General features: G+C 35.8%; 16 protein-coding genes and 1 pseudogene. 2 read left to right on the plus strand and 15 right to left on the minus strand.

Translation table 11 applies throughout. The features are described from left to right. Positions 1-7: 7 nt before the first annotated feature. Together NST14_RS17630 and NST14_RS17635 are read right to left on the minus strand one after the other, a co-directional pair. A complete protein-coding gene (locus tag NST14_RS17630; protein WP_086719999.1) occupies positions 8-2,746 on the minus strand; it encodes a MerR family transcriptional regulator in 2,739 nt (912 codons plus the stop codon). Positions 2,747-2,759: 13 nt separating this feature from the next. Further along, positions 2,760-4,061 carry a site-specific integrase gene (locus NST14_RS17635; RefSeq protein WP_086720001.1) on the minus strand — a complete coding sequence of 434 codons (1,302 nt, stop codon included), beginning with the start codon at positions 4,059-4,061 and terminating at the stop codon, positions 2,760-2,762. 256 nt (positions 4,062-4,317) lie between these two features. Here NST14_RS17635 and dhaS point away from each other — a divergent pair. After that, positions 4,318-5,031 (plus strand): annotated as a pseudogene (gene dhaS, locus NST14_RS17640) (aldehyde dehydrogenase DhaS); the annotation flags it as partial. A 50-nt stretch (positions 5,032-5,081) separates the two neighbouring features. Here dhaS and fabG read toward each other — a convergent pair. Then, positions 5,082-5,822, minus strand: a complete 741-nt coding sequence (gene fabG / locus NST14_RS17645) for a 3-oxoacyl-ACP reductase FabG (protein WP_000395021.1) — start codon at positions 5,820-5,822, stop codon at positions 5,082-5,084. A 284-nt stretch (positions 5,823-6,106) separates the two neighbouring features. Between fabG and NST14_RS17650 the strand changes: the two genes are divergently transcribed. Beyond that, entirely contained in the window at positions 6,107-6,256 is a 150-nt protein-coding gene (locus NST14_RS17650; RefSeq protein ID WP_001035808.1) for a YfhD family protein, read from the plus strand. Positions 6,257-6,328: 72 nt separating this feature from the next. Here the strand turns inward: NST14_RS17650 and NST14_RS17655 are convergent, their stop codons facing one another. The 12 genes from NST14_RS17655 to NST14_RS17710 form a co-directional block, all read right to left on the minus strand. Beyond that, complete coding sequence (locus NST14_RS17655) at positions 6,329-8,182, minus strand: terpene cyclase/mutase family protein (protein WP_229142865.1); 1,854 nt, start codon at positions 8,180-8,182, stop codon at positions 6,329-6,331. 99 nt (positions 8,183-8,281) lie between these two features. Continuing rightward, on the minus strand, positions 8,282-8,707 hold the full coding sequence (locus tag NST14_RS17660) for a divergent PAP2 family protein (protein WP_000447815.1): 426 nt from the start codon (positions 8,705-8,707) through the stop codon (positions 8,282-8,284). A gap of 77 nt (positions 8,708-8,784) precedes the next feature. Further along, a complete protein-coding gene (gene rarD / locus NST14_RS17665) occupies positions 8,785-9,726 on the minus strand; it encodes an EamA family transporter RarD (RefSeq protein ID WP_000535534.1) in 942 nt (313 codons plus the stop codon). A gap of 92 nt (positions 9,727-9,818) precedes the next feature. Further along, a complete protein-coding gene (locus NST14_RS17670; RefSeq protein ID WP_000871337.1) occupies positions 9,819-10,067 on the minus strand; it encodes a DUF1294 domain-containing protein in 249 nt (82 codons plus the stop codon). Between the two features lie 159 nt (positions 10,068-10,226). Then, on the minus strand, positions 10,227-10,625 hold the full coding sequence (locus tag NST14_RS17675) for a hypothetical protein (RefSeq protein ID WP_001056287.1): 399 nt from the start codon (positions 10,623-10,625) through the stop codon (positions 10,227-10,229). 42 nt (positions 10,626-10,667) lie between these two features. Continuing rightward, entirely contained in the window at positions 10,668-10,892 is a 225-nt protein-coding gene (locus NST14_RS17680; protein WP_000501862.1) for a hypothetical protein, read from the minus strand. Positions 10,893-10,907: 15 nt separating this feature from the next. Continuing rightward, positions 10,908-11,957: a P-loop NTPase gene (locus NST14_RS17685; RefSeq protein WP_000957491.1), complete on the minus strand. Its 1,050-nt coding sequence runs from the start codon at positions 11,955-11,957 to the stop codon at positions 10,908-10,910. Positions 11,958-12,023: 66 nt separating this feature from the next. Beyond that, positions 12,024-12,260 (minus strand): molybdopterin converting factor subunit 1, encoded by a 237-nt coding sequence (moaD, locus tag NST14_RS17690; protein WP_000628477.1) that lies wholly within the window; start codon positions 12,258-12,260, stop codon positions 12,024-12,026. Between the two features lie 4 nt (positions 12,261-12,264). Beyond that, positions 12,265-12,729, minus strand: coding sequence for a molybdopterin synthase catalytic subunit MoaE (gene moaE / locus NST14_RS17695; RefSeq protein WP_061131688.1), 465 nt, complete (start codon positions 12,727-12,729; stop codon positions 12,265-12,267). Beyond that, positions 12,710-14,017 carry a molybdopterin molybdotransferase MoeA gene (moeA, locus tag NST14_RS17700; RefSeq protein WP_048557169.1) on the minus strand — a complete coding sequence of 436 codons (1,308 nt, stop codon included), beginning with the start codon at positions 14,015-14,017 and terminating at the stop codon, positions 12,710-12,712. Before moeA ends, moaE begins: the two co-directional genes overlap by 20 nt. A gap of 18 nt (positions 14,018-14,035) precedes the next feature. Continuing rightward, the gene (locus NST14_RS17705; protein ID WP_229142866.1) at positions 14,036-15,052 is read right to left on the minus strand and encodes a molybdopterin-synthase adenylyltransferase MoeB; all 1,017 of its coding nucleotides are present in this window, start codon (positions 15,050-15,052) and stop codon (positions 14,036-14,038) included. 24 nt (positions 15,053-15,076) lie between these two features. Then, complete coding sequence (locus NST14_RS17710) at positions 15,077-15,856, minus strand: formate/nitrite transporter family protein (protein WP_095842749.1); 780 nt, start codon at positions 15,854-15,856, stop codon at positions 15,077-15,079. Positions 15,857-15,968: the final 112 nt, after the last annotated feature.

Genomic DNA, 15,968 nt, shown 5'->3' on the forward strand with positions numbered 1-15,968 from the left:
CCCTACACTACGATAAATAAATTGGATTGTATGTTAGGTACGCTTCAAAATCTTCACCCGTTTTTGTTTGTACTTCCCCAATCAAATCTACTAATTCGTTATATTCTTCTTTTCCTCTTTCGAAGAAATGAAATACTTCCTCTTCCCCAAACTTTTGCATGGCACGTTCTACATGGTCTAAATCTTTATATAACACGTTCATAAGACGCGTTTTTTCACCGTCAAAGGTATTTGGGTCGAAATCTTTAACAAACTCCAAAATGGACGTTTTAAAACCTTCTACGAGAGAAGAGAGTGAATAAAAGTTTGGAATAGCGAATGGGCAATCCTTACAAGATTCCAAATGTGGTTTTTGACAGTTTGGAGAAACAAGACATTGGTAATTTTCTTCATTGCTCGTAAGAGCATTGACTTCCAAATCAAACATTAAATCTGTAACTTTATCTATACCCATGTTGAAAATTTGATCCGCTACTTTTTTTCTTTCGGTTAAAACCCTATTCATAAATCCAGACGTTGATTCGAGTTTATGAATGCCACCAAACGTTGTATTGATTGCTACTATTTCTTGTGTTCTTCTCTCTCTATCTTCGGTATACCCAAGTAAAATATCAGCCATTAAATCAGGAATGTAGCCAAAATTTTTGCGGTTAAACAAACTTTCACTTAATGCATCGAGTTCATTCTGTGGAATCACCAGATAGATGTTAGTAGTTTCAAAATTCTCATGTGCTCGTAATCTTTGAGCCATTTCTAAAGCTGCGCTACCTTTCCCTTTCTTTACAAGAACCATGTATATTAATACTAATACTGTGCGATTCATTTTTCGGTTTTGAAATTGAAATCCTTTGATTTCAAAATTATCAAAGAAAGCTTTGTGAGCCTTTTGACCGAACTTGTCATCAACTTGTATACCAAAATCTATGATTCTTGCATCAGTAGTATTTGCAGAAATGATAAGACTTGTCCGTTCTTTAGCAATAATCGAACAGATAATAACTGCTGTAGCAAATGGAATAACCAATTCCTCTGGACAATTGAAACGATTGGTTACCCCAGTTTTATTCACTATCAATTTTTTTCGTTTGATTTGGTTAATGATTGAATTTGCTTCTTCTTTTGTCAAATCTCTTACTTTTAATGTATCTAGAGAATTAATACCAACTGATTCGAAATCAACCATCGGTATGTCCATTATATCCCCATGTCGCCAGGCATTTCCCATATGTGCCAGTACATATAACCAAGCAGAAGCGTAATAAGTTATTCTTTTTTCATCATCGCCATTTATAATCTTTTCTGCATCAGAAATCGCTTTATGCTTATGTTCCTCTTTTTGGACATACTTGTATACTTTTATGTACTCGTCATACTCATATACTTCTTTTGTACGCTCCTCAGATTCATACTGACTAGGATTAATAACCTTATCTATATCAAATGTTTTTTTTCGTTCTTCTTTTTTCTTTGTATATACACTTAATTTCGCATGAAATTCTCTTAAAAAAGCATATAACCGCTCTTGTTTTACTACACCTATTGAATGGTTAAACAATTTTAAGTTGATTTCATTAGAAGTTAACGAATATAATTCTTTTTCTAGTGTCAAGTTTGATAAATATTCTGTGCAATCAACAAAATCTCTTATTAAACACCTCATAGATTTTCGACTTCTTGTAGCCAACATTAATTTTTCTTTACAGTGTGCATACCATTCTCGTTCAGTGTATTGACTATTGTTAGAAAATGAAATTTCTTTCAATGCTAACCACTTTTCAAATGCTCTTATTGGTGTTTCTTTTAAAAGTATTCTGTTTATTTGATCTTGCATATCAATTTTCTTTTTATATTCTTGCACTTCATCCACCGAGTAAACATATTTCCCTATCGTCCCAAAAACATGTCTCATAATGGCATTTGTTTTTATCGGTGTGAAAATTTCCGCATGTTTAACTTGCATATCAAATTTTTCTTTAATTTCTTTTGGAGAACAATACTTTTCTTTCATTTCTTCTACCTTTTCAGTAATCTTTTTTACATCTTCTTTCGAATAGTAAATTTTCATACTGTTCATTTTAATTGGTTCTATCCCTTCTTCCTTAGTAATAGACCGAAGTTCATGTCTACTCATCCCAAGAATGTCGAACGTTTCCTCTAATGTATAATAATCATCTAGGTTTGTATCATAAATCTCAAAGTATTTAGCGTCCTCTATACGATAGAACCATATATATTTAGTAAATCGTATTCTCTTAAAATTATTTTGTTTTTCTACAACATCAAATTGTTTAAAATTTATATTATATTTTTTTGCTAACTCTTCACTTTTTATATGAGTTTCGAAAAAGTAAAACAATTGCTTCTTATTCACATATAAAAAATATTTATTAAAACCCTTTTCATAGTACTTGTACTCAATTTTTGCAGAATCACAAAAAGCAATAAGTTCAGCTATTCTTTTTCGACCCCCAACACTCTTTCCTGTAAATGTTTCTTTTAAACCAAAACTCTGCATAGTTTCTTTTTCGTTTAAATAACCCTCTTCTATTTCTTCTATTTTCACTATCAAATTATTTAATTCATTTACATTTAAAAAGGTTGCGGAGTGTCCATTACTTGCTTTTCCTTCTTTTGCGGTTAAGTGTCCCTCTTCAACCCAACGCTTAAAACCATTATTATATGTTGAAATCTTTCTGTATTTTCCACATTCGATTACTTGTGATTTTATAATCCATTCTTGCCCCACCAGTTCCCCCACCTTATAGCGTTTTTTTCCATTTTTTCACATGGTCATAATCAATAATCCCTAATTTTTCTGTTGGATACTTTTTAAAATCGTTTACAGCTTGTTCTATTTGCTGCGTTGTAAGCGTTTGGTCAATGTATTCCATAGCCGAAGTTAGGCTTCGATCACCACGCGCTATGGCTAATTGCGTTGGAGTGAATCCCATATCAATTAACATGTTCGTAAAGACTCCTCGACCGATATGCGTTGACCAAAACGTATCTGCTAAAAGATTATAATCCTTATGCCCCATTAATGAATCTAAAAATGCCTTTTTCACTTTCTGAAAACGTCGATCATACACTTTCCCTGACATTGTTTCTCCGTCACCGTCAAGGAACAAAGCACTCGGATTCTTACACTTCCCACTCTTAATCATGTAATCTAGTCTTTTTTTATGTTTTCGATAGACTTCCCAAACAAGATCATTATCTAAAATCGTTTGCCGACACATATCTGTTTGTAAATAGTTAAGCCTCTTTGGATTCTCTGTTTTTGTATCCTTTAGACGAGAAAAGAAATTGTTACGATTATCCCTTATTTGTACTTCCATTGATTCGCCTTCGCTTACAATCAAATCCCCTCTAGAAACATTAACAACTTCCCCTCTTCTCAATCCGCCATAAAATTGAAAACATAATCCTAGAGCTATATCTTCTGCAACATTCATAGCTGTTCGAATAAAGTGTGTTGTTAATTGATTTCGGTCTTCTCCAAAATCTTTCAACTTAGCCACTTTTCTTTTACTAGTATTTCTCGAAGGGAATCTTGTTCCTAGACTTGGGTCTCTAAATACTGAATGATAAGCCTTTTTATCACCATTAAAATTCTTTTTCTCCTCTAAAGGAAAAGCTTCTTCTATCCAATTCATTTTCTTCAAAAATACATACAGTCTAGAAAGATATTTTTCATACTGTTCTACTGTTGTTTTTTGCAATCCCTCTAAAGAACAATGTGTTAAATATTGACTACCATGTTTACGTTCTAATCCATTGATTCCCTTATCTTTCAAATCAATAAACTCTTCATGTCCTTCTTCAATCTTTCGTAAACAAAAATTCAAGAAGCGACATACTACCCTTGCAGGTGCATCCGAACTGTTTAATGATTTTCCATAAAACTCATACTGTCTTTTTATGAATTCTGATATAGGGTGTGGATATACAATACCTGTACTTTCCTCTAGTACACCTATTGTAATCACTTTTATATTTCTCATTTTCCCTCTAATCATTTCATTTACAGTAGTTTCTTTACTTACAAATTTATAATCCATTACTTCATTCACTTCCCCTTATTCATAAAAGAAATTCTCCCTATGTACTCTCTTTTATTTTTGTTTAATATGATTACTTTTACTATTATCTTTTCTCTTAAATAGTATCTATCTCTATCTTATTTCATTACTTCTATTTTGTCCATTAAATTGTATATTGGGCTATTTTAAAAATACTCCTTTATTCCTTTTATATCAATACTTCTTTTATCTTTTTTATATTTGTTTTTTATTATGACCTATATCGTGTATATATGAAACATTAAAGCGTGTTACACTTGAGTTAGGCGGTAAATCACCAAATATCATCTTGCCAGATGCTGATTTATCTCGCGCGATTCCTGGTGCACTTTCTGGTGTTATGTTTAACCAAGGACAAGTATGCTCTGCTGGATCACGTTTATTTGTTCCGAAGAAAATGTATGATAATGTCATGGCTGACCTTGTCCTTTACTCTAAAAAATTAAATCAAGGTGCTGGCTTAAGTCCAGAAACTACAATCGGTCCTCTCGTTTCCGAAGAACAACAAAAACGTGTAATGGGCTACATCGAAAAAGGGATTGAAGAAGGTGCTGAAGTACTTTGCGGAGGAAGTAATCCATTTGATCAAGGCTACTTCGTTTCTCCTACAGTATTCGCTGACGTAAATGATGAAATGACGATTGCAAAAGAAGAAATTTTCGGTCCAGTTATTTCTGCTATACCGTTTAACGATATTGATGAAGTAATTGAACGTGCAAATAAATCACAATTCGGCTTAGCAGCTGGTGTGTGGACAGAAAATGTTAAAACAGCACACTACGTTGCAAGTAAAGTACGTGCTGGTACAGTATGGGTAAACTGTTATAACGTCTTTGATGCAGCATCTCCATTTGGAGGATTTAAACAATCCGGTCTTGGCCGTGAAATGGGATCTTATGCATTAAATAACTATACAGAAGTGAAGAGCGTTTGGCTTAACTTAAATTAAAGAGAAAGAACCTGACCGGATAGGTCAGGTTCTTTTCATTATGTATGTCTTTAAACTTGCAGTCCCCCGCTCACATTTAATACTTCTCCTGTAATATAGGATGCGTATTCTGATGCTAAGAAGGCAGCTGCGTTCGCAATATCTTCTGGCGTTCCAATTCTACCAACCGGAATCGCGCCGACCATCTTTTCTTTCACTTTATCTGGTATCGTTTTTGTCATATCTGTATCCATAAATCCTGGGCAAATCGCATTACACGTAATACCGAAATTTCCAACTTCTTTCGCTGCCGTTTTCGTTAAACCTACAACGCCTGCCTTCGTAGCTGCATAGTTTGCTTGACCTATGTTTCCTTCTCTACTAATTGAAGATATATTAATAATACGTCCATACCCTTGTTGTCTCATGTAAAGCAGCGCTGGTTGCATACAATAAAAAACTCCAGTTAAGTTCACTTGTAATACTTGTTCCCAAGCAGACTTCTCCATTTTATGTAACATTGCATCCCTTGTAATCCCAGCGTTATTCACCAAAATATGTAATGTCCCGAATTTTTGAACGGCATATTCAATTAACGACTTTGCTTCATTTTGATTACTCACATCACATCGATATAAGCTCACTTCATATCCTTCATCCAAGAACTCACGTGTCGTTTTTTGTAATTTCTCTTCATTTACATCGCTAATTAATACTTTCGCCCCTAGTTTTGCATACACCCTTGCAATCTCTTTTCCAATTCCCTGTGCAGCTCCTGTTACAACAGCTGTTTTCCCGTTTAAAAACTCCATACCTATCCCCCATTTCTATTACTTATACTGTATATTTCGGCTTTTTACTTTCCAATTCCTCTTTGTATAAAAAAGTCTATTTGTGTCAAACTAACTTTGCAACGTCGCATAAAGTGCAACTTTAATCAGTGGGATTTTCTTCATCCCCACTGATTATCAGCCCTCACCAATCGGACTTTTATGGGCAGTTGATTCCCCACCTCACTTCTTTGCTTTCACTAAATTTTAAGGTGGGGGTCTTACTGCCCATTAAAGCGGGATAAAGTGCAAGGAGATTGTGTCGAATGAACAAAAAAAATTTCAAACAAAACAAAGCTACTGATGGCATTGATGTAGAGTTCTCTCGTGAACTTGCTGACCACAATGACTTAGAAGCAAACGCACGTGCAAATGCCGCTGATGCACGTCAAAAACGCCAGTCAACTGAAAAATAAGGAAAGCACAACCTTATTCTTTTCAACAGGGACCTACTACCCAACAAAATAAACCGAGAGATATCTCTCGGTTTATTTTCTATATTTTTTTGTATAATGTGCCAAAGTAAGTAGCGAATAAATTTGGGCATAGCTATGATAACGAATATAAAACCCACCAGGTAAACCTGTTCCAGTAGGATATTTTTCATTCACATAAGGATTCGCAAGCAAATATGAAATGCCTTTTCGAATAGCTGGCGTTTCTGTATCATAGTAAGAAATGAGAGCATCTAACGCCCATGCTGTTTGAGATGGTGTACTAAATGGTAAAGTAATGAATCTTTTCTCCATACTACTTTGGCATGATTCTCCCCATCCACCATCTTCATGCTGTATATGTTCAAGCCATAAAGCTGCTCGTTTCAATGATGGATTGTTAGATGGAATTCCGAGTGACCGTAAACCTGTCATAACAGCCCACGTACCATATATATAACAAATCCCCCATTTCCCATACCATGATCCATTTTCCTCTTGTGCATTCATTAACCAATTTATCGCACTTTGTTTTTGTTTCTCAGGTAATTCATTTTGCGTATATGTCCCGAAAAGCTCTAACACTCTTCCTGTAATATCTGGTGTGGAAGGATCTGTAATCATATCACTTGCATTTTCGATTGGTAAATTTGCTAATAATTTGCTCGTCACACCTTTTTCAAACGCTCCCCAGCCCCCATCATTATTTTGTAATCCTTTAACCCAATCAATCCCTTTCTGCCAAGCATTATTTACCTTTTCATTCTCTCTACTTCTTGCCAACACTCTTAGTACAGCAGTTGTATCATCAACATCTGGAACTGTCGTATTTACATCCGAAAAACCCCAACCGCCAGGAGTAAGTGCGGGAGCATGTACGCTCCAATCAGCTTTTTTTGTATGCTGTTTTTTTAATAAATATGTTATTGTCTGTTGAATCATCTTGTGATCTTTCGGAACTTGTGCCTCTTGTAACGCATAGCTGAGTAAAGCCGTATCCCATACAGTTGAAGGAGAGTTTTGCAAGTGACTCCCTCTTTCCATCTTCCATATATAAGATGTTATACCAGCTATAGCCTTTTGAATCATTGATGATTGAAGAGAATGCCCTAACGCAAGTAAAGCATAAATCATATAAAACGAGGCAGTTGCGTAACTATATAACGTTCCATTTTCATCAATACGCTCTTTCATGAAACGTTCGACTTCCTCATATCCTTTATGATGTAACGAAAGTGGATACGAGATAATTTGTTTTACATCACTTAATAACGTTTGAAACAAAGGAGACCGATCCTCCCGAAACCATTCTCCGCCCCCGCCCGCAATGTGATTTAAATTTGGCAATAACTTTTTCCCTACTCGAAATCTTTTATTTAAACACACCATCATCGGAATTAAATGGATACGTGCTGAGCTACTCAATTCAAATATACTGAGGGGGGAATCATTCTGTAGAAACATGATTGGTGTTGGTACATGAAAGAGTGAAGGATATTCATATTCTCCATGAATTGCTAATAAAAACTTTGTCATAAAATGAGCACGCGCCACGCCTCCGCGTTCCTTAATGAAATTTTCCGCTCGCTTCATATTCGCATCTTCTTTTGTATATTTTTGCGAAGCAAGTAAGGCGGCATAAGATTGAATGGTAGCTGATAAATTACCTCCCACTTCATCTTCATACAATTTCCACGTTCCTTCATTTGTTTGAAGTGATGCTACTCTTTCTACGAACGGTTCTGTCTCTTTATCTCTACCTAATAATTTTAATAAAAAAATCATATGGCAATCTGTTAATGGAGCTCCTTCAAAACAAAATCGCCACGTACCATCTTGCCATTGCATTGTTTGAAGTGCAGTTGCTCTTCTCACTATTTCTTCATGCGCTTTTTCGTATAATAACAAGTTACTCACCCACCCTTTCGAAATCCGTATAACGATATTCAAGAAGGTAGCTGAATATGTATGAATACAAAGAAAAGCAGAACATATAAAATGTTCTGCTCATAAACAATATCCTACTCCGACAATAATCCCTAATAAAGCACCAACTACTACTTCATACGGTGTATGCCCGACAAGTTCATTTAACTTCTTATATTCTGTTTGTCTACCGTGAAAAAACTCATTCAATATTTTCGCCTGTTTACTTACTGCAAGCCTTACTCCTGAAGCGTCATACATAACTATAATGGCAAAAATAGCAGCAATTGCAAATAAAGTACTTTCCACACCTTCCACAACGCCAACACCTGTCGCCAGTGCTGTAACAGTTGAAGCATGAGAACTTGGCATCCCACCTGAAGCGAAGAACTTTGCAAAATCAAATTCACCCGTTTTAAATAATTTAAAGACTACTTTCGTTAATTGTGCTAAAAACCATGAAATTACAGCGGCCATAAGCGGATCGTTATGTAAAATCGTTTCCACGTTCTCAGCTCCCTACTAGCTATAATGGAAATCCTATAGTATCAGTATAAAGAAAAATGCGTAGAAAATACTACGCATTACGATACTTTTGCTGATTTATTTTTTATAAATTTCGGTTGTTTCTGCACCAAGAACTTTGTTTTCGCTACCGAGAATACAACTAATGCAACCCATATACAGAAAAATGCAATCATATGAGTAGATGTGAAATGTTCACCAAATACGAATACACCTAAAATCAAACTAATTGTTGGTGCAATATATTGTAAAAAACCTACCATATAAAGCGGAATAAGTTGGGCTCCTTTTGCAAAATAAAAAAGTGGCAATGCTGTAACAATGCCCGCTCCTATTAATAGTAATGTCGATGACATTGAGATCGAGCCAAATGAGCCGAAACCATGTACTCCTGTCATTACTAAATAAATAATCGCAAACGGCGTTACTAACATCGTTTCCATCGTAAGTCCAATTGTCGCATCATAGTTTAACATTTTTTTTGTTAATCCATATAATCCAAATGAAAGGGCAAGTGATAAAGAAACCCACGGAATAGCCCCGAAACGTACTGTTAAAATGATAACCCCTACTCCAGCTAAGCCAACTGCAACGTATTGCCAAAAGTTTAACTTTTCCTTTAAAACGACTGTACCAAGTAAAATACTAATAAGCGGATTAATATAATAGCCAAGACTTGCTTCAATGACATGATTATGATTAACGGCCCATATGTAGACAAACCAGTTTCCGCTAATCAAGACTGAAGCTATTGTTAATGACATTAATAATTTAGGTCGTTTAAAAAGATTCACGAACTCTCCAATAAACTGACGAAATCTCTTCGTAACACCTAATACGATTAACATAAACACGAATGCCCAAACGATGCGGTGTGCTAATATTTCATCTGCTGGGACTTCCTCAACCCATTTCCAATAGATTGGTAGTATTCCCCACATCGTATACGCACCAGCCGCATATATAATCCCTTTTTTTTGCTCTGCTGATTGACTCCCCATCTTCCTTTTTCTCCTCTTCTCATTTTTTCTCCATTATACGTTCCCACGTGCTCACTTTACCAATAATCAATCTGCATTTCTTTCGACATTTCTCATACAACGAATAATAAACATACCGTTATTACAACAAGTAACGGTATGCCGAAAACAAATTTCTTTTTATGAGTTTTATGATGAAACATATACATACCAATCCAAGCTCCAACTGCTCCCCCAGCTGCTGCTGATAAAAACAACGTACTTTCTGGCGTTCTCCACTGTTTCTTCTTCGCTTTTCGTTTATCAAGCCCCATAAGGCTAAAAGCTATAACATTAATAAGAATAAAATAAATCCATTTCATCGCTTTCTCTCCCTATGAAAAATTCGCTTAATGGTAACATGAAAAAACGATGGAAACAACTGAAGAACACTTTTTATTAATTCGTTACCTTCATATTTACATAGCCAATCAAAAGACTAATTATAGCTATTAAATAGAAAGATGTTATGGGCAAGATCCTTATATTTCATTCCCTTCACCCACTACCATAGCATCAAAAAAACTTCTCTCAATCACTTTTTCATCAAAGTGAAGAACTACAATTAGCCCTACATATAAAGAAACGAAATGTAAAAACCATTCCCCATTATCATCCTTATTAGCTAAACATTTAAATATCTCTTGAAATTGCATACGCTCGTCTATAGCAACAACCGGTCGCACACCAAAATATTTCAATACGAAATGTAAATCAAGCTGCACGGATAAGGATAAAATATATTTTAATAACTCCGTATAATGAGCAACATTTTTTTGACTATATAGCTTCACGAGCTTTTGATGTAAATGAGCAATCGATAATTCTTCATCAGTCATTTTTGTTGCTTCTATCGTTTCAATCATCTTCTTCATATTCATTACATTTACCCCTCCTGTTACAAAACAAAAGCCAAAGCTTATTTATTTTATAATCAGCAATAATTGAGTATTTCTCGTCTCTCTTTCTTCTTCACTAACTAAGTCATACTTTTTTAGAAGATGAAAGACATCATTTAATATTTCTTGTGAGTGATTACCTTGCAAAAAATTTTTTAATCCTTTAAAAATCTCTTCAGATAAAAAACTCTTTTGACTTTCAAGTTTATTCATTACATCTTCAATAGAATGATCAATATTACACCCCATAATAAAATTCCTCCTCTATCCTTTATAAATAATATCTTCTGCTAACGCTGTAAACACTTCTCCAACAAGAGAATCTTCATCATATACAGATGAACCGTTATTTTCTTCACGTTTTGCAAAAGGTACTTGTGCGATTACTTCTGTTTGCAATTGTTCTGCTAACATTTCGCCGCCGCCTTTTCCAAACAGATAATTTTTCGATCCATCTTGTTCTTCATAATAAGCCATATTTTCCACAATACCTAAAATCTCGTGTTTCGTATGTTTTGCCATTACGCCTACTCTAGATGCTACGAATGAAGCTACATTATGTGGTGTTGTAACGATAATTTCTTTCGCCTGCGGAATCATTGCTGCAACATCAATAGCAACATCTCCTGTACCAGGTGGTAAATCAAGAAGTAAATAATCTAATTCTCCCCAGTGCGTATTCGCAAGGAAATTTTGAATCCATTTATTTAACATCGGTCCGCGCCACATAACCGGATTATTTCCTTCTGTAAAAAATCCCATAGACATAATTTTAACACCGTGACTAATAACTGGAATTGCTGTTTGATCAATCATCGTTGGTTTTTGATTCGTTTCCATCATAGCTGGAATGCTAAAACCATATATATCTGCATCTAATATCCCCACTTTTTTGCCCATACGAGCTAAAGCTGTTGCAAGATTAATTGTTACAGTTGATTTTCCGACTCCACCTTTTCCGCTCGTTACAGTAAGAAATTGTACTCCTGAATCAGGACGAAGCATGCTTGGCATACCAGTTTCTGTTCTAGTATTTTTCTTTAACTTCTCTGTTAAGACTGCACGTTCTTCTTTTGTCATAGAACTAAATGTTACAGCCACTTTAGAGGCACCAATTGCGTGAAGCGATTCTTCAATATCTTGTTGAATTTTTGATTTTAACGGACACCCTTGAATCGTTAGCACTACTTCAAGTTTAACCTCTGTTCCATTCATTTGTATATTTCTAACCATGTTTAACTCCACAATACTTTTGTGTAATTCTGGATCCTCTACGTGTTTTAACGCATTCATTATTTTTTCTTGAGTAAGCATAGAACTCATCCCTTCTCGTATTCGAATTTATATATAGCATCTTCTTATCGTTTCAAGAAACGCTTATTATCCACCACTAACAGGCGGGATGAATGCGACAATATCTCCAGCTCGTATCATCTCTTCATTCGTTACAAACTCTTCATTAACAGCCACCATCACTCTATCAAGCGATTGTAAACTATAGTTTGCTTTGAGCCATTCTTTTAATTGCTGCACAGTCATTTCTTGTTTTTCGGAAATTACGAATCGATCTAACCCGACTTCCTCACGCAAATTTGCAAACAGTAAAATTGTAATCATTTTCTCATTCTTCCTTCTTCGGTTTTCCTGCTGGATATGGTGTATTTTCAAGTTGATCGCCAATCCACATCGTCCCATCTTCCCAAAATTCTTTTTTCCATATTGGGACGATTCGCTTTATACGTTCAATTGCGTATTCATTCGCTTCATAAGCTACTTTGCGATGCGGTGATGAAACTGCGATGACTACCGCAATATCCATTATTTCTAGCCGTCCTACTCGGTGCGTAATTGCTATTTTTGCGTCCGGCCATCTTTCACTAATTTCTTCACCAATTCTCATAAGTTGTTTTACTGCCATCGTTTCATATGCTTCATACTCTAAATGTAGCGTTCGTCTTCCTTTTGTTAATTCTCTCACTGTACCAATAAAAGTTGTAATCGCACCTGCGTCTCTTCTTGCAACCTTATTTGTTACTTCTTCAACTACAATCGGTATATCTACAATTTCAAATAGCACTTGTCCCATTAGAATCACCTCTCACTTTATAAAATGTCCAAGGCCATTCACTACCTTCGTTATCTTCCAACAAGAGAACATCTACGAACATATCTTTTTTATACCCTCTCGTACCACCTGGAAGTACAATAAATATATTTGTCTCTGCTAGAGAAGAAACTGAGCTAGATTTATCAAACCCTGACGGATAAGCGATTAACTGCCCTTCGTTATATGTTAGTTTTCCTCGTACAAATCTTGTAAATGGATTTGGCTTTAAAAAGTCTTCTCCTAATAACGCTTTTTCTCTTTTCACATGTGCTTTTTCACTAAACATATACGTTCGAATACAAGGTCTTACAAACAATTCAAATCCTACGTAACAAGCAGATGGATTTCCTGATAAACCGAATAATAACTTGCCATTTAATTGCGCTACAGTCGTAACACTTCCTGGCCTCATTGCAACTTTATTAAAAAGAACTGATGCACCTAATTTTTCGTATATAGCTGGCAAATAATCGTAATCCCCTACGGATACACCACCTGTTGTAATGAGCATATCTACTTGGCTTAATGCTTCTTTTACAGCCGTAAAACACGTATGAAAATCATCGCTAAACTTCCCAAAATATTTTACTCTTCCGCCTGCTCTTCGGATTTGAGACAATATCATATACGTATTACTATTTCGGATTTTCCCTGGCTGTAATGAATCGTTTACATCCAGTAATTCACTGCCAGTCGCTAATAGTCCAACTACAGGCTTTCTCGCAACTGGCACCTCGCTATACCCGAATGTAGCAAGAAGAGCTGAAATACCTGGATTAATGTATGTTCCTTTCTTTACAAGAACCGCTCCTTTACGAGCATCTTCACCTTGAAAAGAAATATTATCGCCCGCTTTGAATGACCGCTTCAATTCCATATACTTACTGCCAGCCTCCTCATATTGACGAGTCAGCTCTAGCATAACAACTGCATCACATCCATTCGGAATTTGCGCTCCCGTCATAATTCGAACTGCTTGAAACGGACCTACTTTCTCATCGAATAGCGATCCTGCACCAATTTCACCCACTACTTCAAATACAATTGGCGTTTCATAACTTGCTAAATTCGTATCTTCTGCTCTAATAGCAAATCCGTCATACGGGGAACGATTGAATGAAGGTACGTCATAGTCAGCTACTAAATCCTCCGCTAATACACGTCCATAAGCTAATTCAATAGGTAGTAGCTCCTTTAAACCCTCATTAGCAAATTCCATTACTTTACGAACAGCTTCTTCAACCGTAATTGGCACTCTTCTTTCCATTATTGACAACCCTTTCTATTAACCGAATACGCGATAATATAACTGTTTCGCTTTTGAAATATCATTTGTACCATGAATGAAAACACGACCATCTCGAAAAATAACGACGCGGTACTCATCTAGTTGGCAAGATAGTAAATACGGATTCCGATCTACTTCCCCCAGTTTTTTTAATACTTTTTCTATATCATCAAAATTGTACTGTCTACTTTCTACCGTTCTAATTTGAACTGTATTTCTTCCGCACAAAACAGCTACCTTCGTTTGATTTTCGTATGATAAATAAGGATAAGTTCGATTCAAACCGCACGAAGGGCAATCGTCTGTCTTGATTTTTCCTAGTTTTATAAAATGGTTTTGATTACTCCATATATCAAACATAAAAAATGGTTTTCTAATTGCTGCAAAATCTTCTACTAAAATTTTGAGTGCTTCCGCCACTTGATATGCTGCAACGATTTGAACAGTCGGACTAATAATTCCAGCTGTATCACACGTCACACCTGTAACTGGAACGTTCTTCAGCACACAATGTAAACACGGTGTCTCTTGCGGAATAATTGTATAACTCATACCGTACGAGCCAACGCAAGAACCATATACCCACGGGATATTATATTTTTGTGATAAATCATTTATTATAAATCGGATATCGAAATTATCTGTTGCATCAATTATTACATCAACATTTTCTAATAGTCCTTCCAAGTTTTCTGCACATGCATCCATTACGAAAGCATCTATTTGTACTTCCGAATTAAGTTTTTCTAGCCGATTTTTAGCAGCGATTGCTTTTGGCAATTTCTCTCTCGCATCTTCTTCAGAGTACAGTTGTTGTCTTTGTAAATTACTCCATTCAACATAATCACGATCAATAATCGTCAACTTCCCAATGCCTGCACGTACGAAACTTTCAGCACTTGCACTTCCTAATGCGCCTGCCCCTACAATTAACACATGTTTATTTCGAATCTTTTCTTGTCCTCTACCCCCAATCGGTTTGAACAACTGTTGTCGTGAATACCGCTCAGCCATTACATACCCTTCCTCTCACGAACTCTATTTCATATTAGAATGCTGTTTTTGATAACAAGCATAGTAAGCAAACCCAACAAATCCAGCTCCTCCAATTACATTCCCGATAAAAACAGGAACAAAATTTCTAGCAAGATCCATCCACGTCAGATGCCCTGCAAAAATGACTGCTGAGATGACGAACATATTTGCTACTACTTGCTGAAATCCAATCACTACAAATGCCATTATTGGAATCCAAATTCCGATTATTTTTCCGACAAAATCACTCGTCCCATAAGCGAGCCAAAGCGCCAAACAAACGAGCCAATTACACCCAATTGCTAAAATTAAAGTTCTTCCAAAAGATTCATGTAACTTGCCTTCTGCTATCGCTACCGTTTTATTTAAATAATCCCCCTCTGTTAATCCGCCAAGATGACCGAAACAATACGCTACGAAAATAGCTCCTACAAAATTCATGAAAGTAATCCAAATCCAGTTATTTAGCACACTAACCAATGTAATTTTCTTTGCATAAAGCGCCATAGACATTGACATCATATTTCCGGTAATTAATTCTCCTCCTGCTAATACGACGAGCATGAGTCCAACAGGAAAAACCGCGCCTCCTAAAACATTTACTAAACTCCCCCAGCGCTCAGGTAAATTACCTAAAACGCGAATGTTAAGTAAAAAACCGAGCGAAATAAATGCTCCTCCTAAAAAACCGAGAATAAGCATTGCTGGCAAGGTCTGACTTACTTTTTGAACACCGGCCTCAATAACAAGCTCAGCAATTTGTTCCGGTTTATGAAATGACATTACCAATTCCTCCATTTTCTCCAAATAAAAAAGCAGCTTCAAAAAACCTCTTCAAAATAAAGGTTTTTGAATGCTGCTTAATTTCTCTGCACATCTTTTACAGAGAGATCAA

The organism is Bacillus sp. FSL W8-0519, from assembly GCF_038005585.1.
Lineage (GTDB): Bacteria > Bacillota > Bacilli > Bacillales > Bacillaceae_G > Bacillus_A > Bacillus_A paranthracis.

Coding starts and splice junctions, on each gene's coding strand:
- NST14_RS17635 (WP_086720001.1), bottom strand. CDS start 4,061: ATGGATTATAAATTTGTAAGTAAAGAAACTACTGTAAATGAAATGATT.
- fabG (WP_000395021.1), bottom strand. CDS start 5,822: ATGGAGTTTTTAAACGGGAAAACAGCTGTTGTAACAGGAGCTGCACAG.
- NST14_RS17650 (WP_001035808.1), top strand. CDS start 6,107: ATGAACAAAAAAAATTTCAAACAAAACAAAGCTACTGATGGCATTGAT.
- rarD (WP_000535534.1), bottom strand. CDS start 9,726: ATGGGGAGTCAATCAGCAGAGCAAAAAAAAGGGATTATATATGCGGCT.
- NST14_RS17670 (WP_000871337.1), bottom strand. CDS start 10,067: ATGAAATGGATTTATTTTATTCTTATTAATGTTATAGCTTTTAGCCTT.
- NST14_RS17675 (WP_001056287.1), bottom strand. CDS start 10,625: ATGAATATGAAGAAGATGATTGAAACGATAGAAGCAACAAAAATGACT.
- NST14_RS17680 (WP_000501862.1), bottom strand. CDS start 10,892: ATGGGGTGTAATATTGATCATTCTATTGAAGATGTAATGAATAAACTT.
- NST14_RS17685 (WP_000957491.1), bottom strand. CDS start 11,957: ATGCTTACTCAAGAAAAAATAATGAATGCGTTAAAACACGTAGAGGAT.
- moaD (WP_000628477.1), bottom strand. CDS start 12,260: ATGATTACAATTTTACTGTTTGCAAATTTGCGTGAGGAAGTCGGGTTA.
- moaE (WP_061131688.1), bottom strand. CDS start 12,729: ATGGGACAAGTGCTATTTGAAATTGTAGATATACCGATTGTAGTTGAA.
- moeA (WP_048557169.1), bottom strand. CDS start 14,017: ATGGAAAGAAGAGTGCCAATTACGGTTGAAGAAGCTGTTCGTAAAGTA.
- NST14_RS17705 (WP_229142866.1), bottom strand. CDS start 15,052: ATGGCTGAGCGGTATTCACGACAACAGTTGTTCAAACCGATTGGGGGT.
- NST14_RS17710 (WP_095842749.1), bottom strand. CDS start 15,856: ATGTCATTTCATAAACCGGAACAAATTGCTGAGCTTGTTATTGAGGCC.